The organism is Streptomyces sp. NPDC026673, from assembly GCF_040638135.1.
Classification (GTDB): domain Bacteria; phylum Actinomycetota; class Actinomycetes; order Streptomycetales; family Streptomycetaceae; genus Actinacidiphila.
The window spans coordinates 178,181-203,487 of the sequence record NZ_JBEZXR010000002.1; the positions used below are offsets into that span (position 1 = coordinate 178,181).

Here is a 25,307-nt window from a genome sequence, read left to right on the forward strand (position 1 = left end):
GGCCATGCGAACCCATCAGCTTCCGCCGACCGGCCGGGCGGCTCCGGACGCGGAGATCCTCCCCGTCCGCGAGCACCTGGCCGTCCCCCAGACCGAACCGGTGCTCGACGTCGTGATCCCCGTGCACAACGAGGAGAAGGACCTCGAAGGTTGCGTTCGCCGGATCCACGCCCACCTCGGACGCACCTTCCCCTACCCCTTCCGGATCACCGTCGCCGACAACGCCAGCACCGACCGGACGGCGCAGATCGCCGGCGCCCTCGAGGACGAGCTCCCCGAGGTCACCGCCCTCCGGCTGGAGCGCAAGGGCCGCGGCCACGCCCTCCACGCGGCATGGTCCGGCTCCGGGGCCCCCGTCCTGGCGTACATGGACGCCGATCTGTCCACCGACCTCAACGCGCTGCTGCCGCTGGTCGCCCCGCTGATCTCCGGCCACTCCGACCTGGCGATCGGCTCCCGGCTGGCGCGCAGTTCGCGCGTCGTGCGCGGCGCGAAGCGGGAGTTCGTCTCCCGCTCCTACAACGTCCTCCTGCGGACCTCGCTGGCCGCCCGCTTCACCGACGCCCAGTGCGGTTTCAAGGCGATCCGCAAGGACGTCGCGGAGCGGCTGCTGCCGCTGGTGGAGGACACCGGCTGGTTCTTCGACACCGAGCTGCTCGTCCTCGCCGAACGGGCCGGACTGCGGATCCACGAGGTGCCGGTCGACTGGGTCGACGACCCGGACTCGAGCGTGGACGTCGTCAGGACCGCCGCCGAGGACCTCAGGGGCGTGTGGCGCGTCGGCCGCGCCCTCGCCACCGGCGCCCTCCCGCTGGACCGGCTGCGCCGGCCCTTCGGCGACGACCCGCGCGACCGCGGGATCGCCGACGTGCCGGCCGGGCTCGCCCGCCAGTTGCTCGGCTTCTGCGTCGTCGGCGGGCTCAGCACGGTCGCGTATCTGCTGCTCTACTCGCTCTTCCGCGAGCTGTGCGGCGCGCAACCCGCCAACGCGCTCGCCCTGCTGGTCTCGACGGTGGGCAACACGGCCGCCAACCGGCGGCTGACCTTCGGCGTACGCGGCCGTGACAGGGCACTGCGGCACCAGGCGCAGGGGCTGGCCGTCCTCGGCATCGGCCTGGCGCTCACCGGCGGTTCGCTGGCCGCGCTCCACGTCGCCGTCGCCGTGCCCTCGCACGGCACCGAACTCGCCGTGCTGGTCGCGGCCAATCTCGCCGCGACCGTACTGCGCTTCCTGCTCTTCCGCGCCTGGGTCTTCCCCGACCGGACGGGCGGGGGCGCCCTCCAGGCGCCGGCCGCCCCGTACGCCGGCGAGTGCGGGGGCCGGTACGTCCCCGCCGCCGAACCCGCGCGGGACACCCCCCGCCCCCTGCCGACCGCGCACGCCGACGCGCACGACCCGAGGAGCGAGCGATGACCACGCCGCGCAGCGACGAGGCCCAGGACCGGGCCGCGCCGGGAGGCGGCCCCTCGGGGGCACCCCAGGCGGGCCCCGGGGGCGCTTCCGCGCGGGCCGTCCCGCCGCAGGGCGCCTCCCCGCACACCGTTTCCCCGCACGCCGTTCCCCCGCCACCGGCGCACGCCCCGGCGGCCGTGAGCCGCACCCCCGTTCCCGCCGACGCGCCGCCGCCCGGGACGACCGGCCGCAGTCCCGTTCCGGTGGGCGCCCCCGCGCCGGAGGCGCCCGCCGCGTCCGCGGGGCCCGCGGGCCCCGCGGGCCACCCCGTACCGGAGGGCGACGGAGGCCGCCCACGCGGGATCGTCACGCGCCTGTGGGCCGGGCGGCCGGGGGACCCGCGCTGGGCCCGGCCCGCCCTCCTGGCACTGCTCGCGTTCACGGCCGTCGTCTACCTGTGGGACCTGAGCGCTTCGGGGTACGCCAACAGCTTCTACTCCGCGGCCGCGCAGGCGGGCGGCGAGAGCTGGAAGGCGTTCTTCTTCGGCTCGTCCGACGCGGCGAACTCGATCACGGTCGACAAGCCCCCGGCCGCGCTGTGGCCGATGGCGCTCTCCGTCCGGCTGTTCGGCCTGAGCTCCTGGGCGATCCTGGTCCCGGAGGCGCTGATGGGCGTCGCGGCGGTCGGTGTCCTCCACGCCGCCGTGCGCCGCCGTTCCGGCCCGGCCGCCGGACTGATCGCGGGCCTCGCCTTCGCGGTCACCCCGGTCGCGGCGCTGATGTTCCGCTTCAACAACCCCGACGCGCTGCTGTGCCTGCTGATGGTGGTGGCGGTCCACTGCGTCCTGCGCGCCCTGGAGGACGCCCGTACGAAGTGGCTGCTCCTGGCGGGGGCCGCGTTCGGCCTCGCCTTCCTCACCAAGACGCTGCAGGCCTGGCTGATCCTGCCGCCGCTCGCCGTGGTGTACGCGGTGTGCGCCCCGGCGACGGTGCGGCGGCGGTTCGCGCAACTCGGCCTCGCAGGTCTGGTGACCCTCGTGTCCGCGGGCTGGTGGGTCGCGATCGTCGAGCTGTGGCCCGCGTCCTCCCGCCCCTACATCGGCGGTTCGCAGGACAACAGCTTCCTTTCGCTGACCTTCGGCTACAACGGCCTCGGCCGGATCACCGGCGACGAGACCGGTTCGGTCGGGGGCGGTGGCGGCCCGAACGGCGGGGGGCAGTGGGGCGAGACCGGCTGGGGCCGGCTGTTCGGTTCCGACATGGGCGGTCAGATCGCCTGGCTGCTGCCCGCGGCCCTTGTGCTGCTCGTCGCCGGTCTGTGGCTGACCCGGCGGGCGCGGCGCACGGACATCGGGCGCGCGGCCCTCCTGGTCTGGGGAGGTGCGCTGGTCTTCACCTTCCTGACCTTCAGCTTCATGTCCGGGATCTTCCACCAGTACTACAACGTCGCGCTGGCGCCCTACATCGCGGCGCTGACCGGCACGGGCGCCGTGATGCTGTGGGAGCGGCGCTCGCGCCTCGCGGCCGCGGCGGTTCTGGCGGGCACGGTCCTGCTCACGGCGGTCTGGTCGTACGTCCTGTTGGGGCGTTCCGCCGACTGGCACCCGTGGGTGCGGTACGCCGTACTGGCGGCGGGGATCGCGGCGGCGGCCGGACTGCCGCTCGGCGCCCGGCCGGCGGGGGCGGCCCGGCGCGTCGCCCCGCTCGCGGCCGCGGCCGGCCTCCTGGCCGCCCTGGGTGGACCGCTGGCGTACACCCTGCAGACCGCGGGCACGGCGCACACCGGCTCCATCGTGACCGTCGGCCCGGCGGTGCAGGGCGGCGGCATGGGCGGCGGCCCGGGTGGCCTGCGGGCCTTCCCCGGCGGCGGCAACGGACGGCAGGGCCCGGGCCAGGGCGGGCAGGGCTTCCCGGGCGGCGGCGCCGACGGTACGGGCGGCTTCCCCGGGGGCCCGCCGGGCGCCAACGGGCAGCAGGGCCAGGGTGTTCCGGGCCAGGGCCAACAGGGTCAACAGGGTCAACAGGGCCAGGGCGGCCAGGGCTTCCCCGGCGGCGGCACGGGCGGGGAGAACCGCCGCGGCGGTGCGGGAGGCGGCCTCGGCGGGCTGCTGGGCGGTGCCGCGGTCGACGAGGCCGCGAAGAAGGCGCTGCTGGCGGACGCCGGCGCCTACACCTGGGTGGCCGCCGCCATCGGTTCCCAGAACGCCGCGAGCTACCAGCTGGCCACCGGCAAGCCGGTGATGGCGATCGGCGGCTTCAACGGCAGCGACCCGTCCCCGACGCTGGAGCGGTTCAAGGAGTACGTGGCCGCGGGGAGGATCCACTACTTCATCGCCTCCGGCGGCATGGGTGGCGGCGGCCGGGGCGGGAGCGGCACCTCCTCGCAGATCAGCTCGTGGGTGGAGGAGAACTTCGGTTCCACCACCCTGGGCGGAACGACCGTCTACGACCTGACCGACCCGAGCTGACCCCAGGTCGTAGAACGCGGAGAGGGCGGCGGCCACCGGGCCGCCGCCCTCTTCCGGCCCGGGCGAGGCCGACCGGGCCACCGCAGGCGGCGCGGGGCGTCGTGCCGGTGTTCGGCTTTCCTATCGTCTCGCTCCCTTCGGTCGCAGAGATGCTGGCTGCGGATGGGAGGGTGGGGGCGGGCTTTCGCGGCGGTGTGCGGGCCGGTGGGTGGCCGGGGTTCAGGCTCCGGAGCGGGTGCCTTTCCGGTGGCGCGGGTCTCGTTGCCGTCCGCGGGTAGAGATGACCGCTTCCACGCCATCGGTGGGTGGTGGGCGCGCCTGCCGTGACCTGCGTCCGCGGGTGATTCGGGGTGCTGTTGAGGGGGCCATGGGAGGTCGGGCTCGCTTTCGCCGACATAGTCGGCGGAACAGAGCCCGATCTTTGAGCCGGGGGACATCGGGCCCGCTTTCGCCGACATACTCGGCGAAACAGAGCCCGATCTCGGCAGACCCCCCGCCGGGCCCTTCGCCTGTCGGGGAATCACCCGCAGACGCAGGTCACGGCGGGTGCGCCACCCACGAAGGGTGGGCGTGGTCACCGGCCATCTATACGCGCGGACGGCGACGAGACCGGCACCCCACGAACAACCGGCCCCGCTCCGGAGCCTGAACCCCCGCCGCGCACCCACCCGCACACCGCCGACCAGCCCCAGGCTGCCACCCTCCCGTCCGCAGCCCGCCGCTGTGCGACCGAAGGGAGCCAGACGGCGGGACAGCCCAACCACCCTCCGGCACCGGCACCGGCACCGCGCCCCGTCACACCCGGCGGCGGCACACCGCGCACCGAGTCCGGCCGCCATCAGCCGACCCGGGCCCTGTGACCGAGTGCGGCTACGGTGCGAGCCGCGCCGGGAAGCCGCCCGTGGCGATCGGGCCCCAGCGTTCGGGGGTCACCCGCACCAGGGACTTGCCCTGCCGGACCATGGCGGCGCGGTACTCGTCCCAGTCCGGGTGCTCTCCCGCGATGTTGCGGTAGTACTCCACCAGCGGTTCCACGGAGTCGGGGGAGTCGATGACCTCCGCGGTGCCGTCGATCTGCACCCAGGGGCCGTCCCACTCGTCCGACAGCACGATCACGGACGCCCGCGGGTCGCGGCGCGCGTTGCGGGCCTTGGCCCGCTCGGGGTAGGTCGAGACGACCAGCCGTCCCGCGTCGTCGACCCCGCAGGTGACGGGGGAGCCCTGGGGGCGGCCGTCCGCGCGGGTGGTCAGCAGCAGGGCGCGGTGGCGCGGACGTACGAATTCCAGCAACTGGTCGAGTTGCACGCTGGTATTGGTCGCGATGTTGGCAGCCATGGACGGCAGCCTATGCGTCCCGCGGCTACCCGGCGGGGAGGGCCGTCCCCTGGACCGCCTGGATGTCGAGGGCGATCCTGAGCGTCGTCCCGACGGTGGCGATGCCGGCCCGGACGATCTGGTTCCAGTTCATCGCGAAGTCCGCCCGGCGCAGTTCGGCCGTCGCGCGGAAGGCGGCGCGCACGCCGCCCCAGGGGTCCGGCCCGGTGCCGAGGTAGGCCAGGTCCAGGTCGACCGGGCGGGTGACCCCGCGCATCGTCAGCTCCCCGTGGACGGTCCACCGGTCGCCGGCGGCGGGCTCCAGCGAGGTGCTGCGGTAGCTGACCGTGGGGTGTTCCCCGACGTCGAGGAAGTCGGCGGAGCGCAGATGCTCGTCGCGGGTGCCGTTGCCGGTGTCGATCGAGGCCGCGTCGATGACGGCCTCGACGGACGACGCGAGCGGTTGTTCCGCGACGTCGATCCGGCCGGTGAAGCCCGTGAAGTGGCCGTGCACGCTGGACAGGCCCAGGTGCTGGGCGACCGCGCCGACCTCGGAGTGCGCCGGGTCGATCGTCCACGGCCCGGGCGGCGGCAGTTCGAGGCCGCCCGCGCGGGCCAGCAGCAGGGTGCCGAGGTCCGCCGAGCCGGAGGCGGTGACCAGCGCCGTCGCGGCGGCCGGGCGATAGCCCACCGCCGTCACGATCACGGTGTACGCCCCGGGGGCCAGCGCCGCGGTGCGCACGGCGCCCTCGGCGTCCGCCGCCTCCCGCGCGATCTGCTGCCCGGTCATGTCGGTGACGGTGACCACGGCGTGCGGCACCGCCCAACCGTCCTTCGTCCGGATCCGCCCGCGCAGCCCGGTTCCTGCCGTGGTGTTCATCGACCTCGCTCGCCTTCGGTGGGTGCCCCCGGTCGGGTCCGTCCGGACGGCCTCGGCCGTCCCCTGCTCCGGTCGCCCGGACAGGACCCTGTTTCCCCCGTTCGCCGGTCCGTGTGTCTCCGCAGGCGCACGGACCGGCCGCTTGTTCACCCCTCGGGGTGGTTCAGCTCGACGTCGAAGCCGTCCGCGTGGCCGGCCGCGGCGCCGTTGCCGACGGTGACCTGGGCGGCCACCGGCGGGTAGCCGGCGGCGATCAGCGAGTACTCGCCGGCGTCCAGGTCGCCGAAGGCGTAGGCGCCGTCGGTGCCGGTGGTGGCGGTGGCCACGACGTTCCCGGCGGCGTCGACGAGGGTGACGCGGGCTTCCGGCAGCGGCGTCCCTGCGGCGCCGCCGAGGACGGTGCCGTGGAGGCGGGCGCCGTCGCGGAGCGGGACCTCGACGTGGGTGGGGCCGTTGCCGGTGACCTCGACCGGCAGCGCGGCCGGCCGGTAGCCGGTGGCGTTGACGGCCAGGGTGAAGTCGCCGGCGGGCAGGTCGTCGAAGCCGAAGGTGCCGTTGTGGGCGGTGCCGCCGGTGGCCAGGACCTCGCCGCGGATGTCGGTGACCACGACCATGGCGTCCGGGACGGGGATGCCGGTGGCCTCGGCGACGACGGTGCCGGTGAGTCCGCCGGTGCCGGCCAGGACCACGTCGTAGGGGACGGGCTCGGTGCCGGCCACCACGGTGGAGGCCTGCGGCTGGTGCCCGTCGGCGGCGGCGATGAGCACGTAGGAGCCGGCCCCGGGCGCGGTCAGGGTGTAGCCGCCGTCGGTGCGGGTCGCGGCCCGGCCGAGTTGCCGGCCGGTGAGCGAGATCAGGGTGAGCGTGGCGCGTTCGACACCAGTGCCGTCGGCGTTGCGCACCTGGCCGTGGATCGTGGTGCCCTCGGCCGGGACGTCGGCCGGGGCCGCGCCCACGGTGACCGCCTCGGCGGTCTCGGCGGCGGTCTCCGCGAGGGTCTCCACCGCGGACGCCTGGGCCGGAACGGCCGCGGGCTGCTCGGCGTGACCGGGCACACCGGCCGCCTGCTGCAGGCCGCTCGCGGTCCTCAGCGGTACTTCCTTGATGAAGAGCACCAGCAGCAGTGCGAGGAAGGCCACCGGGGCCGCGACCAGGAAGACGTCGCCGGCGCCGTGCCCGTACGCGCTCTCCACGACGTGGCGGATCGGGGCGGGCAGCGTGGCCAGGTCCGGGATGGCGCCGTCGGGGGCGCCGGTGGACTTCACACCCAGAGCGGTCAGCCCGTCCTGCACGTAGTGCGTCACCCGGTTGCCGAGCACCGCGCCCAGCGCGGAGACGCCGATCGCGCCGCCGAGGGTCCGGAAGAAGGTGACGACGGAGCTCGCCGCACCGAGGTCGGCGGCGCCGACCTGGTTCTGCACCGCGAGCACGAGGTTCTGCAGCATCATGCCGACGCCGAGGCCCAGCAGCGCCATGAAGAGCGCCAGGTGCCAGTACGGGGTGTCGGACCGCATCGAGCCCAGCAGGGAGAGACCGCCGGTGAGCAGCACCCCGCCGGCGACCAGGAACGCCTTCCAGCGGCCGGTGCGGGTGATGATCAGGCCGGAGACGGTGGAGGAGAGGAACAGGCCGGCGATCAGCGGAATGGTCATGACGCCGGACATCGTCGGCGACTCGCCGCGGGCCAGCTGGAAGTACTGGCTGAGGAAGACCGTGGCGCCGAACATGGCGGTGCCGACGAAGAGCGAGGCGACGGAGGTCAGGCTGATGGTCTTGTTGCGGAACAGCCGCAGCGGCATGATCGGCTCGCTCGCCCGCGACTCCACCAGCACGAAGACCAGGACGAGCAGGACGGCGCCCGAGAGCAGGGCGTAGGTCTGCCAGGAGAACCACTCGTACTTGTCGCCGGCGAAGGTGACCCAGACCAGCAGCAGGCTGACGGCGGCGGTGACGAAGAAGGCACCCGCCCAGTCGACCTTGACCCGGCGTTTGACGACCGGCAGGTGCAGGGTCTTCTGCAGCACGATCAGCGCGAGGATCGCGAAGGGCACGCCGACGTAGAAGCACCAGCGCCAGCCCAGCCAGTCGGTGTCGACGATGACGCCGCCCAGCAACGGGCCGCCGACGGTGCCCAGCGCGAAGGCCGCGCCCAGGTAGCCGCTGTAGCGGCCGCGCTCCCGCGGGGAGATCATCGCGGCCATGATGACCTGGGTCAGCGCGGTCAGACCGCCCGCGCCGATGCCCTGGACGACACGGCAGGCGATGAGCATGCCGGCGTTCTGCGACAGGCCCGCGACCAGCGAGCCCACCACGTAGATCACCAGCGCCACCTGGACCAGCAGCTTCTTGCTGAACAGGTCGGAGAGCTTGCCCCACAGCGGGGTGGTGGCGGTGGTGGAGAGCAGGGCGGCGGTGACGACCCAGGTGTAGGCGCTCTGCCCGCCGTGCAGATCGGAGATGATCTTCGGCAGGGCGTTGGAGACGATCGTGGACGACAGGATCGCCACGAACAACCCGAGTATCAGCCCGGTGAGGGCCTCCATGATCTGCCGGTGCGACATGGGGGCCGCGTGTCCTGCGTGGGCGTCGGTCCCCCGCACACCGGCAGGTGATGCGGTTGTTGCCATCGTCATCCTCTTCACGTCGTGGAATGTGTACGGGGGCGGCAGGCGGCCGCGAAGTCCGTTCGCAGCCGGTCCAGCAGCCGGGAGAACGCGGTGACGTCCTCGTCCGGCCAGTCCCTCAGGTGGTGGGCCAGCGCCTCGGCGACCCGGTCCTGCGCGGCGCGCAGCATGTCCGCGCCGCCGGGGGTCAGGCGCAGCAACCGTGACCGCTTGTCGTGCGGGTCGGGCAGCCGGTCGATCCAGCCGCGTTCGGCGAGGTGGGCCACGTGTCTGCTGGTGACGGACATGTCGACCTCCAGCAGCTCGGCCAGCCGGCTCATCCGCATCTCGCCGTGGCGGCTGATTACCGAGAGCACGCCGAGCGATGACGGCGGACACTCCGGTGGACAGGCCCGGCTGAGTTCGCGGGCGACCACCGGGATCGCGCGCAGCTGGCTCGCGAGCTCCGCGAACTGCTCCTGCGTCGCCATGGCGCCTCGCTTCCCGACTCTTGTTGGTTGCCTCAAGCAACCTTAGAAACGTTTGGTTGCTGCAGGCAAATTCTTTCGGGTAAAAACCTCCAAAAGGAACGACCCGCCTCCGGTCAAGGGAGGCGGGTCGTCATGCGGAACGGCGGTGAAAACCGCAGGTCAGGCGGATGCTTCCGTCAGCCGCTGCAACTCCGCGGCGGTCGGCTCCAGCGTCGCCGAGGCCAGCAGCGCGGTCAGCTGCTCGGGCGTACGGGCGCTGGCGATCGGCGCCACGACGGTCGGCCGGGACCGCAGCCACGCCAGCGCGACGCTCGCCGGCTCCACCCCGTGCGCCGCCGCGACCTCGTCCAGCACGGCCAGCACCCGCGGTCCGCGCTCGGACTCCAGGTAGGCGCCCGCGCCTTCCGCCCGGGGGCTGTCCACCGTGACGCCGGGCCGGTACTTGCCGGTGAGGAAGCCCCGGGCCAGACCGAAGTACGGCACGGAGGCGAGGCCGTGCGCCTCGACGACCTCGCGCAGCGGCCCCTCGTACTGCTCCCGCTCCACCAGGTTGTAGTGCTGCTGCAGCGCGACGTACTTCGTCAGGCCCTCGCGGTCGGCGAACTCCAGCGAGGCCGCCAGCCGCTCGGGGCTGATGTTGGAGGCCGCGACGTGGCGGACCTTGCCCTCGCGGACCAGTTCGTCCAGGGCGCCGACGATCTCCTCGACCGGGGTCTCGGGGTCGTCGAAGTGGGTGTAGTAGAGGTCGATCCGGTCGGTGCCCAGGCGGCGCAGCGACTCCTCCGCGGCGGCCTTGATCGTGGCGGCCTTCAGACCCTTGAACGCGGGGTGGGAACCAACCTTGGTCGCGACGATCACGTCGTCGCGGCGGCCGCGCTTGGCGAGCCAGGAGCCGATCACGGTCTCCGACTCCCCTCCGGAGTGACCGGGGACCCAGGCCGAGTACACGTCCGCGGTGTCGACGAAGTTGCCGCCCGCCTCCGTGTACGCGTCCAGCACCTCGAAGGAGGTCGCCTCGTCCGAGGTCCAGCCGAAGACGTTGCCGCCGAGGCAGAGGGGGAAGACGTCGAGATCAGAGTTGCCGATGAGTGCCATGTGGTGATGGACGCGGCGAGGACGAGCGGTATTCCCCGGGGTATTCCCCCCGTAACGACGGGCCGGGGGTGACCGCCCCGACGTGACTTCGCTAGGGTCCTGCCCCATGACTACCCCTGACAACAACTACGACCCGGCCGGCAGCACCCAGATGTTCCGCGCCTTCGTCGACGAGGAGCCCGCCCAGGTCCAGGCCGCGGGCGGCAACAAGACCGGGCTGATCGTCGGCGTGATCGCGGCCGTCGTCGTGATCGCCGCCGTGGTCTGGTTCGCGGTCGCCTGACGGGCACGCGCCCCACCCCGTTCACCGACACCGGACGCCGGCGGCCGCCGGCCGTCCGGCGGCTGTCGTGCGCCCGCGCCCGGCGTACGGGCCCCGCTCTCAGCGGAACAGCGACGCCAACTCGACGCGCGAGCGCACCCCGAGACGGCTGAAGATGTTCCGCAGGTGGTACTCGACCGTCCGCGTGCTGAGCAGCAGCAGGTCGGCGATCTCGCGATTGGTGGCGCCCTGCGCCACCAGCTCGGAGATCCTCGTCTGCTGCGCCGTCAGCTCCCGCACTCCCCCGGGCTCCCGGTCCACCGGGCCCACCCGGTCCCCGGCCGCGCGCAGTTCGGCCACCGCCCGGTCCGTCCACGGGCGGGCGTCGAACTGCCGGAACACCGCCACGGCGTCCCGCAGCAGGCCGCGGGCCTCGCCCGGCCGGCGGGTGCGCCGCAGCCGGGACGCGTAGAACAGCTCCGTCTTGGCCAGTTCCAGGACGGTGTCGTCGTCCTGGTGGAGCCGCAGCGCCTCCCGGAAGTGGTCGACGGCCGTGCCGTCGTCCTCCGCCAGCAGACCGTGGCAGCGGTGCGCCAGTGCCAGCCGTACGCTGCTGCGGCTCGCCGCCGCCCAGTGCTCGTACGCGCGCAGGGCTCCCGCGGCCTTCGCCCGCTGCCCGCAGCGCACCGCGGCCTCGATGAAGTGGGGCGCGGCCATGCCCCGGACCGCCAGGTTCACCTGGCCCGCGCCGGCCCGCATGCGGGCGAAGCGGGACAGCGCGTCGGCGGGCCGGTCCGCGGCGAGGTCCGCGCAGGCGGAGACCCAGCGGTTGAACGCCTCCGGGCGGCCCAGCCCCCGGACGGCCACGGCGCGTTCGGCGGCCGCCATCCGCAGCCCGGCGGTGGCGCTGTCCCCCTGCAGCGCCGCGAGCAGCGCCAGGACCGAGAGATGGTCGACGGCGAGGTTGCGCTGGCCGGTCGACTCGGCGAGCCGCAGACCCTCCTCCGCGGCGGCCCCGGCCGCGGCGTACCGGTCCAGCGCCAGCGCGCACAGGGCCTCGTACACCAGGGCCGCGGGCACCAGCGCGCTCGCGCCCTGCCGCCGTGCCCGGTGGACGGCCGCGGTGGCCAGGGCGTGCGCGCGACGGGCGTCCCCCAGGGTGTAGGCGGCCTGGGCGGCCCAGACCGCGGGCTCCGCGTCCTGGAGCGTCTCGGCGAGCCGCACCACCCGGCGCAGCGCCCACTGCGCCTGGTCGTGCCGGCCCCGGAAGGTCGCCGCGAGCCCCGCGAAGTGGTCGAAGACCAGGCGCCGTTCCGGCGGGTCGTCGCTGCGGCGCAGCGCGCGGGCGCGGTCGGCGAGGTCGAAGTAGGCGACGAAGTCGCCCGCCACGCAACCCGCTTCGCCGGCGAGCATCAGGGCCCGTACGGCCGGCGCGCGCTGCGCGGCGGGAAACCGGCCGATCGCGGCCGACAGGTCGCGGCAGGCCACGGCGGGCACCCCGTCGCGTAGTTCGATCTCGCCCCGGACCAGCGCGCCCATGGCCCCGCCCGGTGACGGCCCGCCCTGCGCGCCGGCCCGGCGCAGGAGGCCGCGCGCCCAGCGGGTCTCCCCGGCGGCCTGCGCGTCGGCGGCGGCCGCCACCAGCCAGCGGCCCCGGATGTACGGACGGGCGGCGGCCTCCGCGCCCCGCTCGAGCACGGTGGCGGCGGCGGTGTGACCGGTGGACCGGCGGGCGGCCCCGGCCGCGGCCTCCAGTTCCCGTTCCGTCTCCGGCGACGGGGCGGCCGAGCGGCCGAGCCGGTGCAGGGCGCCGAAGGCGCGGGCGGCCGAGGGGTCCAGGACCGACGCCAGGACGGCGTACGCGGCCAGCCGGTCGGCGGGGGAGAGCAGGGCGGCCAGCGAGGTGCGGAGCAGCCGTCCCGGTACCGTCGCCGTCCCGTCGCGCAGTTCGACCAGGCCGCGGGCGCGGGCGTCCGCCACGGATCCGGCGGCCAGGCCCAGCCGTCGGGCGGCGGCCGCCAGCACCGGCGCGGCCAGCGGGCCGCCGGAGAGGACCAGGGCCACCACGGTGCGGGCGCCGGGGCCCAGCGTACGGAAGCGCTCCCGGTGCCGCTCCCGCAGCCGGCTTCCGGCCGGCAGCGCGGGCGGTTCGGGCAGCCGTCCGTCCATGGCCGCCTCGGCGAGTTCGACCAGGGCCAGCGGATTGCCCGCGGCCAGGTCCAGGACCGCGGCCGCGTCCTGCCCGGACAGCCGGCTCTCCGCGGTGAGGCCCGTGCGGAGGGTGCCGGGGAGGGTGCCGGGGAGGGGGCCGGCGCCAAAGTGCGCCGCCCCGGACCGCCGTTCGCGGGCGAGGCGGTCGGCGAGCATCCGGCGTGCGGCGTCCGGTGCCAGCGGTTCCAGGCGCAGGGTGTCCAGACCCTCCAGGGCCGCGGTGGCCGGGTCCGTGTCGTCGGCGGCGAACAGCATGGCGGCCGGCAGGCCGGTGAGGCGGCGCGCCGCCATGCCGAGGGCGCGCAGTGTCGCGGGGTCGAGCCACTGCGCGTCGTCCACGCACCACAGCAGCGGCGCGGCGGAGCCGAGTTCGGCCACCAGGCCGGACAGGGCGGCGCCCAGGGCGAGTTCGCCTCCGGCTGGCACCCGCCCGGCCAGCACCTCCGCCGGTGCCGCGCCGTGCGGCCCCGGTACGGCCCGCACCAGCGGGGCGATCGGCAGCAGCGTACGGTGCAGCCCGGCGAGCGGGACCGCCGCCTCGGCCCGGATCCCGGCGGTGCGGAGCACGGTCCCCCCGGCCGCCGTGGCGATCCCCGCCGCGGCGGCGAGCAGCGAGGTGCGCCCGGTCCCCGGCTCGCCGAGCAGCAGCAGCGCCCCTCCCCGGCTCTGCCGGGCGTGCGCCAACAGGGTTTCCAGCGCCGCGCGTTCGCGGTCGCGGCCGCGCAGTCCCGGCGGCCACGCGGCGAGTTCGCTCCGTCCGGCCTCCATGACGCCAGTGTCTGCTGGCGCCCACGAGGAGGGAAGGGTCCTGCGTGATGTTCCGTACATGCCAGAAAGACACTGGTGATTCCACCGGTCCGTGGCCCGCGTCCCGCTCCGACACTCCTGTCGACCCCCACGACAAGGAGTTCAGATGCGACGAATATGGGCGATCCTGCTGACCGTGGCGGCCGCCGTCGGCCTCGGCACCTTCGTGATGCCGGGCACCGCGAACGCCGCGACCCACACCCCGGTGGTCTTCGTGCACGGCTACACCGGCAGCGCGAGCAACTGGGACTACGCGGAGTCGGTCTTCGTGGCCGGCGGCTACAGCCGCGGCGAACTCTTCGCGTACGAGTACAACTGGGCCCAGTCCAACAAGACCAGCGCCGCCGGACTGGCGAGCTATGTGCGCCAGGTGCTGACCCGCACCGGCGCGACCAAGGTCGACATCGTCAACCACTCGATGGGCGGCCTGGTCACCCAGTGGTACCTCACCCAGCTCGGCGGGACGTCGTCCGTCCGCCGGGTCGCCTCGGTCGCGGGCGCCAACCACGGTACGACCTACGCCTCGGCCTGCGTGATCTACACCTCGTGCGTCGAGATGCTCCCGGGCTCCGCCTTCGTCCGCACCATCAGCAGCGGTGACGAGACGCCGGGCAGCACGGTCTACGCGACCTGGTACTCGCCGTGCGACGGCATCATCATCCCCTACACCAGCACGCCGCTCAGCGGCGCGAACAACCATCTGGTGGCGTGCACGACCCACATCGGGTTCCTCAGCGACACCGGGACCCTCGGCCAGATCCGCTCCTACCTGGCGGGCTGAGCGCGCCACCGCTCCTCCCCGGCGGGCGGGGGCCGGTCCCGGGACGGGCCGGCCCCCGCCTCCGCGTCCCCGGCGGGCCGCCGGGGTTCAGGAGTCCCGGACGGAGATGTCCCGGGTCTCGACGTGCATGCCCAGCGGCACCCGCCACGCGTCGACGCAGACCTCCCAGGTGCCCTTCGTACTGCCGCCGCCGGGCACCGGCACCGGCGCGGCGCGGCTGCTCTCCACGGTCCCCCAGTCGATGCCCAGCAGGCCGATGATGTGCGTGCCGAACACGACCGTGCCGGTCGTCGCGGGGCGATCGCCGCTGTTGGAGAGGGTGACGGTGACCTTCTCGCACCAGCGGTCGGCGGCCTTCGACCGTTCGACCGCGCTCACTTCCAGATGTGCCGGAGCCCCGGGCGCCGGCGGGGACGAGGAGGGCGTGGTGCCGCCGGGGGCGGGGCGCCCGCCGGGTGTGCCCGGCGCCGTCGTCGCAGTGCCGCCGCCCCGCCGGGAGGGGGCGGCCGTGTCGCCGGGCCGGGCGGACGGGGCCTCCGGCGGCCGTGTGGTGCCCGCGCCGCGTCCGGGTGCATCCGGCCCCGGGGACGCCCTACGGCCCGGTCCGGGAGGGGAGGTGGTGCGGCCGTCCAGCGGTACGAGGTCCACGTCGCCGGAGGGCGGGGCGTTCACCGAGGTGCCGCCCGGCGGGCCCGGAGCGCCGACGGCCACGTACCCGGCGCCGTTCCCCTCGCAGTCGGGGCCGAGCGCGGCGAAAGCCCCCAGGCAGACGACGGCCGCCGAGGCCGCGGCCAGCGCGCCTCGGCGGCCAGGTGGTATGTGCACCATCCCGTCAGTGTACTGACGAACCGTCAGGAATAAACGCCCGGTATCCCGCTCGGCCGGATCCCGACCCTACTGCTCGGCGGTCAGGCCCTCGCGCAGCTGCGCCAGGGTCCGGGTCAGCAGCCGGGAGACGTGCATCTGGGAGATGCCGACCTCCTCGCCGATCTGCGACTGCGTCATGTTGGCGAAGAAGCGGAGCATGATGATCCGCCGCTCACGCGGGGGCAGCTGGGCGAGCAGCGGCTTGAGCGACTCGCGGTACTCCACGCCCTCCAGCGCGGTGTCCTCGTAGCCCAGCCGGTCCGCCAGCGAGCCCTCGCCTCCGTCGTCCTCCGGGGGCGGGGAGTCCAGCGAGCTGGCGGTGTAGGCGTTGCCCACCGCCAGGCCGTCGACGACGTCCTCCTCGGAGACGCCGAGCGCGGCGGCGAGTTCGGAGACCGTGGGCGAGCGGTCCAGTCGCTGGGCGAGCTCGTCGCTGGTCTTGGTCAGCGCCAGCCGCAGCTCCTGCAGCCGGCGCGGCACCCGCACCGACCACGAGGTGTCGCGGAAGAAGCGCTTGACCTCGCCGACGATCGTGGGCATCGCGAAGGTGGGGAACTCCACGCCGCGATTGCAGTCGAAGCGGTCGATCGCCTTGATCAGGCCGATCGTGCCGACCTGGACGATGTCCTCCATCGGCTCGTTGCGGCTGCGGAAGCGGGCCGCCGCGTACCGCACGAGCGGCAGGTTGAGTTCGATCAGCGTGTCCCGTACGTACGCCCGCTCCGGACTGTCGTCCGGCAGCTCGGCGAGCCTCAGGAACAGCGAGCGGGAGAGCGTGCGGGTGTCGACGCTCGTGTCGACGGCCTCGATCGTGCTGTCGACGTCGGCGGTGTCGACGGCGGTGGTGTCGGCGACGGCGGTGCCGGCGGTGTCGATGGCCTTGCCGTCAGGAGCATCGTGCGGCGCGTCGGTGTTCAGCACCTTCGGACTGCCCACTTCTACGGACATGCCACCCCCTTGAGGTCGCGGACGGGTGTCGCGGGCGACGGTTCGTTCCTCCACTGGAATACCGGAGGCCGGACCGCGACAAACGCAGTTCCCGCAGAATGTCACATGTCGGCAACACGCTGTAGCGCCATGTCGACTTATTTCTCAGGGGGTGGGTAGTCCGTAAGGGTTACGATTCGAGCTGATTTGCGGATCGCAGCCGAGCGAAGCTACGCGACAGCAGTCGGGAGACGTGCATCTGTGAAACCCCGAGCTCCGCACTGATCTGGGACTGGGTCAGATTGCCGAAGTAGCGCAGCAGCAGGATCCGCCGTTCCCGCTCGGGAAGCTGCACCAGCAGGTGCCGCACCAGGTCGCGGTGCTCCACGCCCGTCAGGGCCGGGTCCTCGTACCCCAGCCGGTCCAGCAGTCCGGGGGCCCCGTCGCCGCCCTCCTGGGCCGCTTCCAGGGACGTCGCGTGGTACGCCCGCCCGGCCTCCAGGCAGGCCAGCACCTCGTCCTCGGAGAGCTTCAGCCGGTCGGCGATCTCCGCGGTGGTGGGAGTGCGCCCGTGGGTCACCGTCAGGTCCTCGATGGCGCCGCTGACCTGGACCCACAGCTCGTGCAGCCGGCGCGGGACGTGGACGGTGCGGACGTTGTCCCTGAAGTAACGTTTGATCTCGCCGACCACGGTCGGCATCGCGAACGTGGGGAACTGCACCCCGCGTTCCGGGTCGAAGCGGTCGATGGCGTTGATCAGCCCGATCGTCCCGACCTGGACCACGTCCTCCATCGGCTCGTTGCGGCTGCGGAAGCGGGCCGCCGCGTACCGCACCAGGGGCAGGTTCACCTCGATGAGGGCGGCCCTCACCCGCGAGTGCTCCGGTGTGCCCGGCTCCAGCCCCGACAGCTCGTCGAACAGCACCTGCGTCAGGGCCCGGGCCTCCACCGCGTTGCTGTTGGTGCTCCCGCGGCTCCCGCCGCCGGTCCCCGTGCCGGTCCCGCTGCCGCCTCCGGTGGTCGATGGTGACGCGGTTCGGGCCGACACGGACATGCCACTCCTCATCGGTCCACTCATCCGGCAAAAGCGGTCATAGCATCACAATTCATGTGGACTGTGTGCAAGTGAGGCGCGGCCCTCAGTGAAAAAGCCCTCCGCCCGGCGGGCGAAGGGCTGAGCGGGAGGGGCGGGGCCGTACGGGCCGCCGCCGGGGGTCACTCGAACACGTAGTCGGCGACCACCCAGGTGGAGAACTCGCGCCACAGCGCCACCCCGGCCTGGTGCGCGGGGTGCTCCAGGTAGGCCTTGAGCGCGTCGGCGTCCGCCACCGAGGAGTTGATGGCGAAGTCGTAGGCGATGGGGCGGTCCGAGATGTTCCAGCCCAGTTCCCAGGAGGCCAGCTCGGGGATCAGCCCGCCGAGCCGCTCGAAGGCCTCGACCCCGGCCGCGACGCGCGGGTCGTCGCGCTTCACACCCTCGTCGAGCTTGAACAGGACCAGGTGGCGTATCACGGCGCTGTGCTCCTCACCGGCTCCCGGCCGGTCAGTTGACCAGCGCGGTCATAAACTCCCCGACGCCCTTGGCGGCGTCGGATATGCCCTGGAAGCCTATCTGCACGAGATCGGCTGCGCGGGCCGGCGACGTCACGATCGTATAGAGCACGAAAGCCACGATGACGTACATGGTGATTTTCTTCGCCTGCGCCATGGCTGGAGTGTATCCACCGGATGGCCCAATCAGACCGGGTGACGGGGGGCCTCCTTGCGGGTGACCCGCGGCCCGGCGTCGACCCGTGTGTGACGTCCGCCACTGCGGCGGCCGGAGGACCGGAGACGGCGAATCGGCGGCGGGATGCGACCCGGGCCGACGTGCCGGCAGAGCCGTCAGCAGTTCTCGTCTCTCATGACCGCTTCGAGGACGATGAGCTGATCGGGCGTCGTCTTCGCACCGCAGATCGTCCACGCGGCACCGTCCCCGACGGGGCGATGCCTTCCGCTCGCGTCGAGGACCCGCACTTCGGCGTCGGGGCCGATCTGCTCGAGCGCCCGCTTCACGTTGCCGCCGACGAAGCCGGGCATCGGCACGTCGCCCGGCCCGGGGCGTGAAGCACTCGGTGCGGCCGGGGTGCGGGACGGGGCGGCGTGGCCCCGGGGCTCCTGCGGCTCGGCGGAGGCGCTGCACGCGGTCGTCCCGGCGAGGAGGGCGAGAGCGAGGACCGGCGTGACGGATCGGGTGCGCATGTCTCCCTCGGGGGTGGCCGTGATGCGGTGATCATCATCGCCGCCCCGCGCGGACGAGGGAAGACGGCGGGCGGGCCCCGCCATTGCCCGGGTGGACCGGGGAGGACGACGACCGCTCCCCAGGGGCCCTCGGACCGGCCGACCGGGACGGGAACCCGGACCCGGATACGACAAACGGCACCCGGGAGGTTCCCGGATGCCGTCTCTCACGAGCTCAGAGCGGTAGCGGTGGGATTTGAACCCACGGAGGAGTTGCCCCCTCACACGCTTTCGAGGCGTGCTCCTTAGGCCGCTCGGACACGCTACCGAGAGAGAGCTTAGCGGACGTCTGGGTGTGCTTTGAAATCCTTTGATCGGAAGAAGCGGGTGAGGAGGTCGCCGCACTCCTCGGCGAGGACGCCGTGGATCACCTCGGGACGGTGGTTCAGCCGGCGGTCGCGGACGAGGTCCCACAGGGAGCCAGCCGCGCCGGCCTTCTCGTCCACGGCGCCGTAGACGACGCGGTCGAGCCGGGACATGACGGCGGCGCCCGCGCACATGGTGCAGGGCTCCAGGGTGACCACCAGGGTGCAGCCCGTGAGGCGCCACTCGCCGAGCGCCGCGGCGGCCTCGCGGATGGCGAGCACCTCCGCGTGGGCGGTCGGATCGCCGACCGCCTCGCGTTCGTTGCGGCCGCGGCCGATGACCGCGCCGTGCGGGGACACCACGACCGCGCCCACCGGCACGTCGCCGGTGCGCGGGGCGAGGGCCGCCTCCTCGAGGGCGAGCCGCATCGGGGAGACCCAGGGGTCGCGCAGCGGGTCGGGCGGACCGGTCAGCGGACCGCCTCCAGGACATCGGCGCAGCCCAGCGAGTCGGCGATCTCGCCGAGCGCCTCCCCGGTCAGCGCGCCGTCGCCGCTGAGGGCCAGCAGCTCCTTGCCGCTCATGCCGAAGTCCGCGAGCAGCTCGGCGTCGCCGAGCGGGCCCACCGGGACATGGACCTCCGTCGGGCCGGGCACCACGTCGTCGTCGAGGTCGTCGGCGTCACCCTCCTCGGTGCCGTCGAGGTCGACGATCTCGTCCAGGTCCTCCGGGTCGCGGCCCAGCAGCTCGTCGGTCAGCAGGATCTCCCCGTACGAGCTCCGCGCCGCCGAGGCGGCGTCGGACACGTAGATCCTCGGGTCCTCCTCACCGTCGACGCGGACGACGCCGAACCAGGCGTCCTCCTGCTCGATGAAGACCAGGACCGTATCCTCCTCGGCGGCAGCCGCCCGGGCCAAGTCGGTCAGGTCGCCGAGGGTTTCCACATCGTCGAGATCGGTCTCGCGCGCTTCCCAACCGTCCTCGGTGCGCGCGAGCAGTGCGGCGAAGTACACCGTGACTCTCCCACAGGTCTCAGGCCGTCCGGACTTTCGGGCGGGAGCCGAATGATCTGGCGCAGGTCCCCGCCCACACTCGGCATCGTGGCAGAAACCTCGGCTTTGCGAAGGGTCTTCCGCGCTGCGTCGTGAGAGGCCTTCCGGCTTTTTTCCGCGTGGCGGCCTGCGGGGACCCCGCCGGCGCCCGCCGGGTACGGACATTGTGCCGACCTGGGGACTACCAGCGGAACGTCCGCATCCGCATCTGCTGGCGCGCGCGTGCCGCGCGCGCCCGGCGTGGCTGGACGCGGTCACGGAGTTCCTTGGCCTCGTTCAGCTCGCGCAGGAACATGGCACGCCGTCGTCTGCGTTCGGCGTCGCGCTCTTGCTGCGTACGGGCGTCGTCCGTGTCGTCCGCGTCGGCGCCGTCGCTGCCGCGCTCCGCCATGGGGCACCACCCCTAGAGATCCACGTGCCCGGCCGGGACAGCCCGGGCGTAAGTGCACGCATTCCCCCTTCCGGGTGGTTCGAAGCCTGACCGGCCGCACACACCGGGCGGGCCCGGCCGCAGGGCGACGGTTAGAGTCGTGGACATGCGGATCCACGTCGTCGACCACCCCCTGGTGGCGCACAAACTCACCACCCTGCGCGACGAGCGCACCGACTCGCCGACCTTCCGTCGGCTGGCCGACGAGCTGGTCACCCTGCTCGCCTACGAGGCGACCCGTGACGTGCGCACCGAGCAGGTGGACATCGCCACGCCGGTCGCGAGGACCACGGGTGTCCGGCTGTCCCACCCGCGTCCGCTGGTGGTGCCGATCCTGCGGGCCGGCCTGGGCATGCTGGAGGGCCTGGTGCGGCTGCTGCCGACCGCCGAGGTCGGCTTCCTCGGCATGATCCGCGACGAGGAGACGCTGGAGGCCAAGACCTACGCCACCCGTATGCCGGACGACCTGTCCGGCCGGCAGGTGTACGTCCTGGACCCGATGCTGGCCACCGGCGGCACCCTGATCGCCGCGATCGACCTGCTCATCGAGCGCGGCGCCGACGATGTGACGGCCGTGGTGCTGCTGGCCTCCCCGGAGGGCGTCGAGGCGATGGAGCGCGCGCTGGCGGGCAAGCCCGTCACCGTCGTGACCGCGGCCGTCGACGACCACCTCAACGAGAGCGGCTACATCGTCCCGGGCCTGGGCGACGCGGGCGACCGCCTCTACGGCACGGCCGGCTGACGCGGGCCGCGACGCGACACACCGATCCGGCCGCCGGGGCATCCGCTCCGGCGGCCGGTGTCCGTCCTGGGCTCCGCGGCGGCCCGGGCTTTGACGCGGCCCGGAGCGACGGGCTCTAGCAGGTGCCCGCGCTCGGCGCCGCGCTCGGGCGGGCCAGCGCGGCGAGGGCCTTCTCGACGGCCTTCTCGCCGGAGAGCTTGGTGAAGCCCTTGCCGATCATGAGGTCCACGGTGCCGGTGTCCCGCTTGGACCCGACGGCCGCGGGCTTCAGCGTGGTCGTGCCCTTGATCTGGGCGCTGACCAGCTTCATCGCGGCCTCGGCCTTGGGGCCGTGGCCGCCGACGAGCAGCGCGGCCACCTGCACCTTGCGGTCGTACTCGGGGTCGGCATTGCCGAAGGTGCCCACCTTGAAGCCCCGTGCGGCGAGCTGGTCGGCGGTCTTCTTGGCGAGGCCGCCCTTGGCGGTCGCGTTGTAGACGTTGATCGTGAGCTTCCCCGGCTCGGGGAAGGCGGTGGGGGCCGTCGAGGCGGAGCCCGGGGCGGTTCCGGCCTTGCAGGTGCGTTCCTTGGCGGCGTTCTCGGCCTTGGCGGCCGCGTTCTTGGGCGGCGTGGACCGGCCGCCGAAGACGTCGACCAGTTGCAGCGTGCCCCAGCCGGCCAGGCCGACCACGGCGACGGTCACGACGACGGCCGCCACGATGCGCACCCGGCTCCTGGGGCGGCGCATCCGCGGGTACTGGTTCCCGGTGACACGGTACTTTCCGCCCATGCCAGGGGGCGTCAGCATGCTCATGTGCGCAGCGTAGTGCGATAAGCCGCCCGGGCCTACTAAACGATCAACCAATCAGGGCCATTGGAGTGCACTTGAACCCGAAAGGGCGAAAGAGCGCCTGAGGGGAGGTCAGTCCATCTCCAGCACCCGGGCGTGCAGCACCTGACGCTGCTGCAGCGCCGCGCGCACGGCCCGGTGGAGGCCGTCCTCCAGGTAGAGGTCGCCCTGCCACTTCACCACGTGCGCGAACAGATCCCCGTAGAAGGTCGAGTCCTCGGCGAGGAGGGTCTCCAGGTCGAGCTGCCCCTTGGTGGTGACCAACTGGTCGAGGCGTACCGGACGTGGGGCGACGTCCGCCCATTCACGGGTGCTTTTCCGGCCGTGGTCGGGGTACGGCCGCCCGTTTCCGATGCGCTTGAAGATCACACGGAAAGCCTACCGGGCAAGGGCGTACGGGCGCAGCAATGGCGCAGGAGTGCGATGGTGGGCAAATACGGTGATAGCGGGAGCAGCGGAGCAGCCCATGACCACGCCGAGCCCACCACCCGGCGCCGCCGGGGCCATCGCCGAGGGGTACGCCTTCACCGGACCGGCCCTCGAACTCGGCGCCCTGCTGTGGGAGGACCGGGTGCTGCCCGGCGCCCCAGTCCGCGTCCCGCTGGCCGTGCTCAACCGGCACGGGCTCGTCGCGGGCGCCACCGGCACCGGCAAGACCAAGACGCTGCAGCTGATCGCCGAGCAGCTGTCGGCGCACGGCGTGCCCGTCTTCCTGGCCGACATCAAGGGCGACGTCTCGGGTATCTCCGCCCCGGGCGTGTCCGGCGACCGCGTGACGCGGCGGGCCGCCGAGGTGGGGCAGGAGTGGAGCCCGGCCGGCTGCCCCGCCGAGTTCTACGCCCTCGGCGGCATGGGCCGGGGCATCCCGCTGCGGGCCACGGTGACGAGCTTCGGCCCCGTGCTGCTCTCCAAGGTGCTGGGCCTCAACACCACGCAGGAGCAGTCGCTCGGCCTGATCTTCCACTACGCGGACGCCAAGGGCCTGGAGCTGCTGGATCTGAAGGACCTGCGGGCCGTGGTCACCTTCCTCACCTCCGATGAGGGGAAGGCCGAGCTGAAGGGGATCGGCGGGGTCTCGCCGGCGACGGCCGGGGTGATCCTGCGGGCGCTGACGGCCTTCGAGGCGCAGGGGGCGGGGGCCTTCTTCGGAGAGCCGGAGTTCGACACCGCCGAACTGCTGCGGACGGACGGCGAGGGACGCGGGATCGTCTCCGTGCTGGAGCTGCCGGCCGTGCAGGACCGGCCGCAGTTGTTCTCCACCTTCCTGATGTGGCTGCTGGCCGACCTCTTCGAGGAGCTGCCGGAGGTCGGCGACCCGGACCGGCCGAAGCTGGTCTTCTTCTTCGACGAGGCGCACCTGCTCTTCAGCGGGGCGAGCAAGGCGTTCCTGGAGGCGATCACCCAGACCGTGCGGCTGATCCGCTCCAAGGGCGTCGGGATCTTCTTCGTGACGCAGACGCCGAAGGACGTGCCCGGCGAGGTGCTCGGGCAGCTCGGCAACCGGGTGCAGCACGCGCTGCGGGCCTTCACCCCGGAGGACGCCAAGGCGCTGAAGGCGACGGTGCGCACCTTTCCCACCTCGCCGTACGACCTGGAGGAGCTGCTCACCGGGCTCGGCACCGGCGAGGCCGTGGTCACCGTGCTCGACGAGGAGGGCGCCCCCACCCCGGTCGCCGCGACCCGGCTGCGGGCACCCCGGTCGCTGATGGGGCCGGCCGACCCGGCCGCGATGGACGCGGCGATCGGCGGCTCGGCGCTGTACGGGCGCTACGCCCAGGCGGTGGACCGGGAGTCGGCGTACGAGCGGCTGAGCGAACGGCCCGCGCCGGCCCCCGCGCGACCGCCCGCGCCGGCCCCCGCCACACGCGGGCGCGAGGCGCGGCCCGAGGAGGAACCGGGTGTCGTGGAGCAGGTGATGGGCAGCGGCGTCTTCCAGTCGCTGGCCCGCTCCATCGGCACCCAGATCGGGCGCGAGATCACCCGGTCCCTCTTCGGCACGTCCAAACGAAGGCGCCGCTAGGTCAGCTCTGGGCCGTGGGCGACAGGGCTAGTTCCGCACCGCCCGGGTGTCGTAGGCGTAGTGGCCCACGGCGTCGGCGATGACGTCGATGTTGACGTCGAAGGCCTTCATGTCGATGTTGTCGATGTCGTCGCAGGCCTGGTGGTAGCAGGGGTCGTAGGCGACGCCCGCCGTGCCGCCGTAACGGGCGGCCTGGGCCGCGGTCTTGATCCCCTCGGCGCCGGTGAAGGTGCCGCCCGCCGGGATGCCGGCCGCGATGAACGGGCCGTAGTCGGAGCGGCCGGTGAAGTCGGTGCCCTCGTGCGGGATGCGCTTGCCGTCGAGGAAGTCGTTGATGCCCTTCTCCAGTTGGGCGGAGCCCTCGGGGCCGGGTCCGGAGCCGACACCGTCGGAGTCGTCGCCGTCGTAGACGAAGTAGGCCGCGTTGGGCGAGGCGATCATGTCGAAGTTGAGGTACAGCGAGATCTGGGCGCGCTGCGCGTCGCTGAGCCCGGCGACGTACGCCTCGGAGCCGAGCAGGCCGAACTCCTCGGCGGACCACCAGGCGAAGCGCACCTTGTTGGCGGGCTTGGCGCCGGATTCGGCGAGCTCCAGGGCGACCTGGAGGATTCCCGCGGAGCCGGAGCCGTTGTCGTTGATGCCGGGGCCGTGCGCGACGGAGTCGAGGTGGGCGCCGAACATGACCGTATTGGCGGGGTCGCCGCCGCGGGTCTCGGCGATGACGTTGTAGGTGGTGCGGTCCTCGCGGTGCTCGCGGATGTCGAGCCGTACGGTGACCTGCCCGGCGGCCGCGTCGGCCGCCAGGGCCTCGCCGTCCGCCTGGGTGACACCGCCGGTGGGTATGCGGCCGGCGGCCGGGTCGCCGATGGTGCCGTTGAGCGGGCCCTCGGTGTTGTTGTAGACGATCGCGCCGACGGCGCCCGCGTCGGCGGCCGCCGCCTGCTTCACGGCGAAGGGGCAGCCGCCCCGTTTGATCAGGGCGATCTTCCCGGTGAAGGCGCCGGCGGCGTAGTCGCCCGCCTCGCAGCCGGTGGTGTCGTCGGCGGGCACCACGGCCACGGGGGCGGTCACGCCGTCCTCCGGTCCGCTGGCGGTGTAGGTCATCAGGATGACCGGCACCGAGCGCGGTGCGGGGGCGACCACGTCCAGGGTCTGGGCGACGGTCTCGGTGTAGACGAAGTCGAAGGCGTTCCGGGTCACCTTGTAGCCGGCCCGCTTGAGCTTGTCCTCGACGTAGCGGGCGGAGCGCTCGTGGCCGACCGAGCCGGCGACGCGCGTGCCGTCGCTGTAGTCGGCGATGTTCTGCAGTGCCCTCAGATGCCGGTGGGCGTCCTTGGCGTTCGACTCCCGGACCAGTTCGCGGGCGAGCCGGTCGCCCTTCTTGGCGGCGGAGCCGTGGCCGTGGTGGCCGCCGGTGGCGGCGGCCGGACCGGCCAGCAGGAGCGGCGACACCAGCGCCGCGGTGGCGAGCGCGGTGAGGGCCGTGGTGCGCCGTCTGCGTCTGCTGATGAGCAGGGGCATGACAGTCCTTCCGTGACGATGCGTGGCGT

Annotated in this window: 24 protein-coding genes and 1 tRNA gene; 6 read left to right on the top strand and 19 right to left on the bottom strand. The window is 73.4% G+C overall.

The annotated features are described in order from the left end of the window. The first annotated feature begins 4 nt into the window (after nt 1–4). Entirely contained in the window at nt 5–1,414 is a 1,410-nt protein-coding gene (locus AB0F62_RS02375) for a bifunctional glycosyltransferase family 2/GtrA family protein (RefSeq protein WP_361791250.1), read from the top strand. Continuing rightward, a complete protein-coding gene (locus tag AB0F62_RS02380) occupies nt 1,411–3,861 on the top strand; it encodes a glycosyltransferase family 39 protein (RefSeq protein ID WP_361791252.1) in 2,451 nt (816 codons plus the stop codon). Before AB0F62_RS02375 ends, AB0F62_RS02380 begins: the two co-directional genes overlap by 4 nt. An 870-nt stretch (nt 3,862–4,731) precedes the next feature. On the opposite strand, the gene AB0F62_RS02385 is transcribed toward AB0F62_RS02380, so the two are convergent. The 5 genes from AB0F62_RS02385 to AB0F62_RS02405 form a co-directional block, all read right to left on the bottom strand. Continuing rightward, entirely contained in the window at nt 4,732–5,196 is a 465-nt protein-coding gene (locus AB0F62_RS02385; RefSeq protein WP_361791254.1) for a PPOX class F420-dependent oxidoreductase, read from the bottom strand. A 25-nt stretch (nt 5,197–5,221) separates the two neighbouring features. Continuing rightward, entirely contained in the window at nt 5,222–6,055 is an 834-nt protein-coding gene (locus AB0F62_RS02390; protein WP_361791256.1) for a YceI family protein, read from the bottom strand. Nucleotides 6,056–6,201: 146 nt separating this feature from the next. Further along, nucleotides 6,202–8,682, bottom strand: coding sequence for an MFS transporter (locus tag AB0F62_RS02395; RefSeq protein WP_361791258.1), 2,481 nt, complete (start codon nt 8,680–8,682; stop codon nt 6,202–6,204). Between the two features lie 11 nt (nt 8,683–8,693). Further along, nucleotides 8,694–9,149 (bottom strand): MarR family transcriptional regulator, encoded by a 456-nt coding sequence (locus tag AB0F62_RS02400; RefSeq protein WP_361791260.1) that lies wholly within the window; start codon nt 9,147–9,149, stop codon nt 8,694–8,696. Between the two features lie 159 nt (nt 9,150–9,308). Next, nucleotides 9,309–10,244 (bottom strand): aldo/keto reductase, encoded by a 936-nt coding sequence (locus AB0F62_RS02405; RefSeq protein ID WP_361791262.1) that lies wholly within the window; start codon nt 10,242–10,244, stop codon nt 9,309–9,311. Nucleotides 10,245–10,350: 106 nt separating this feature from the next. On the opposite strand from AB0F62_RS02405, the gene AB0F62_RS02410 reads away from it, so the two are divergent. After that, complete coding sequence (locus AB0F62_RS02410; protein ID WP_361791264.1) at nt 10,351–10,527, top strand: hypothetical protein; 177 nt, start codon at nt 10,351–10,353, stop codon at nt 10,525–10,527. Between the two features lie 99 nt (nt 10,528–10,626). On the opposite strand, the gene AB0F62_RS02415 is transcribed toward AB0F62_RS02410, so the two are convergent. Next, on the bottom strand, nt 10,627–13,485 hold the full coding sequence (locus AB0F62_RS02415; RefSeq protein ID WP_361791266.1) for a LuxR family transcriptional regulator: 2,859 nt from the start codon (nt 13,483–13,485) through the stop codon (nt 10,627–10,629). Nucleotides 13,486–13,630: 145 nt separating this feature from the next. On the opposite strand from AB0F62_RS02415, the gene AB0F62_RS02420 reads away from it, so the two are divergent. After that, on the top strand, nt 13,631–14,305 hold the full coding sequence (locus AB0F62_RS02420; RefSeq protein ID WP_361791268.1) for an alpha/beta fold hydrolase: 675 nt from the start codon (nt 13,631–13,633) through the stop codon (nt 14,303–14,305). A gap of 87 nt (nt 14,306–14,392) precedes the next feature. Here the strand turns inward: AB0F62_RS02420 and AB0F62_RS02425 are convergent, their stop codons facing one another. The 10 genes from AB0F62_RS02425 to AB0F62_RS02470 form a co-directional block, all read right to left on the bottom strand. Continuing rightward, on the bottom strand, nt 14,393–15,133 hold the full coding sequence (locus tag AB0F62_RS02425) for a hypothetical protein (protein ID WP_361791270.1): 741 nt from the start codon (nt 15,131–15,133) through the stop codon (nt 14,393–14,395). 66 nt (nt 15,134–15,199) lie between these two features. After that, a complete protein-coding gene (locus AB0F62_RS02430) occupies nt 15,200–16,120 on the bottom strand; it encodes an RNA polymerase sigma factor SigF (RefSeq protein WP_361791272.1) in 921 nt (306 codons plus the stop codon). A 169-nt stretch (nt 16,121–16,289) separates the two neighbouring features. Continuing rightward, complete coding sequence (locus tag AB0F62_RS02435; protein ID WP_361791274.1) at nt 16,290–17,153, bottom strand: RNA polymerase sigma factor SigF; 864 nt, start codon at nt 17,151–17,153, stop codon at nt 16,290–16,292. A gap of 161 nt (nt 17,154–17,314) precedes the next feature. Continuing rightward, nucleotides 17,315–17,611: a Dabb family protein gene (locus tag AB0F62_RS02440; protein WP_361791276.1), complete on the bottom strand. Its 297-nt coding sequence runs from the start codon at nt 17,609–17,611 to the stop codon at nt 17,315–17,317. A 31-nt stretch (nt 17,612–17,642) separates the two neighbouring features. After that, nucleotides 17,643–17,807 carry a hypothetical protein gene (locus tag AB0F62_RS02445; protein WP_018558266.1) on the bottom strand — a complete coding sequence of 55 codons (165 nt, stop codon included), beginning with the start codon at nt 17,805–17,807 and terminating at the stop codon, nt 17,643–17,645. A 176-nt stretch (nt 17,808–17,983) separates the two neighbouring features. Beyond that, on the bottom strand, nt 17,984–18,340 hold the full coding sequence (locus AB0F62_RS02450) for a hypothetical protein (protein ID WP_361791278.1): 357 nt from the start codon (nt 18,338–18,340) through the stop codon (nt 17,984–17,986). A 220-nt stretch (nt 18,341–18,560) separates the two neighbouring features. Continuing rightward, nucleotides 18,561–18,647 (bottom strand) — tRNA-Ser (locus tag AB0F62_RS02455). A 10-nt stretch (nt 18,648–18,657) separates the two neighbouring features. Continuing rightward, entirely contained in the window at nt 18,658–19,113 is a 456-nt protein-coding gene (tadA, locus tag AB0F62_RS02460; protein WP_361791280.1) for a tRNA adenosine(34) deaminase TadA, read from the bottom strand. 41 nt (nt 19,114–19,154) lie between these two features. After that, the gene (locus AB0F62_RS02465) at nt 19,155–19,697 is read right to left on the bottom strand and encodes a hypothetical protein (protein WP_361791282.1); all 543 of its coding nucleotides are present in this window, start codon (nt 19,695–19,697) and stop codon (nt 19,155–19,157) included. Nucleotides 19,698–19,917: 220 nt separating this feature from the next. Beyond that, nucleotides 19,918–20,127 carry a hypothetical protein gene (locus AB0F62_RS02470; RefSeq protein WP_361791284.1) on the bottom strand — a complete coding sequence of 70 codons (210 nt, stop codon included), beginning with the start codon at nt 20,125–20,127 and terminating at the stop codon, nt 19,918–19,920. A 145-nt stretch (nt 20,128–20,272) separates the two neighbouring features. Between AB0F62_RS02470 and upp the strand changes: the two genes are divergently transcribed. Beyond that, entirely contained in the window at nt 20,273–20,908 is a 636-nt protein-coding gene (upp, locus tag AB0F62_RS02475) for a uracil phosphoribosyltransferase (protein ID WP_361791286.1), read from the top strand. A gap of 115 nt (nt 20,909–21,023) precedes the next feature. Here upp and AB0F62_RS02480 read toward each other — a convergent pair whose 3' ends face one another. Together AB0F62_RS02480 and AB0F62_RS02485 are read right to left on the bottom strand one after the other, a co-directional pair. Then, a complete protein-coding gene (locus AB0F62_RS02480; protein WP_361791288.1) occupies nt 21,024–21,701 on the bottom strand; it encodes a LytR C-terminal domain-containing protein in 678 nt (225 codons plus the stop codon). 108 nt (nt 21,702–21,809) lie between these two features. Beyond that, a complete protein-coding gene (locus AB0F62_RS02485; RefSeq protein WP_319134963.1) occupies nt 21,810–22,106 on the bottom strand; it encodes a type II toxin-antitoxin system VapB family antitoxin in 297 nt (98 codons plus the stop codon). A gap of 97 nt (nt 22,107–22,203) precedes the next feature. On the opposite strand from AB0F62_RS02485, the gene AB0F62_RS02490 reads away from it, so the two are divergent. Further along, on the top strand, nt 22,204–23,757 hold the full coding sequence (locus AB0F62_RS02490) for a helicase HerA-like domain-containing protein (protein WP_361791290.1): 1,554 nt from the start codon (nt 22,204–22,206) through the stop codon (nt 23,755–23,757). A 27-nt stretch (nt 23,758–23,784) separates the two neighbouring features. Here the strand turns inward: AB0F62_RS02490 and AB0F62_RS02495 are convergent, their stop codons facing one another. Beyond that, nucleotides 23,785–25,278, bottom strand: coding sequence for a M28 family metallopeptidase (locus tag AB0F62_RS02495; protein WP_361791292.1), 1,494 nt, complete (start codon nt 25,276–25,278; stop codon nt 23,785–23,787). Nucleotides 25,279–25,307 lie beyond the last annotated feature (29 nt).